General features: G+C 55.4%; 1 pseudogene. It reads left to right on the top strand.

Annotation, left to right across the window (positions count from 1 at the left end):
• Nucleotides 1–363: pseudogene (locus ACUU1M_RS20700) on the top strand (DUF4376 domain-containing protein); the annotation flags it as partial.

Here is a 363-nt window from a genome sequence, read left to right as displayed (position 1 = left end):
AAATCTGGCAGGAACTGCAAAGTGGCAAATGGGGTGAGATAGCCCCATTCACTGTGACACCAGAAATGCTGGAAGCGGCCAGAGAGGCCAGACGTCAGGGAATTGAAGCATGGCGCCAGAACAGGAGGCGAAGCCGTTCACGTTTGAATGGAACGGTCGTATCTGGAATGCTGGCCCCGACTCACTGGGCCGCCTGTCCCCGGTAGTCATGCTGGCAAAATCCGACATTGTACGGGACGTGATGACGTGGGGTGATGCCGATAATCAGCAGGTGAAACTGTCGATGCCGGAACTGGAAGAACTGGCCACAGCGATGATACAGGCCATTGTTGAGCGCAACGATGAGATTTATCGCCGTCAGCG

It is taken from the genome of Shigella sp. SIG6, from assembly GCF_053555815.1.
Note: the sequence above shows the minus strand (reverse complement) of the source record. Positions and strands in the feature narration are given on the sequence as shown.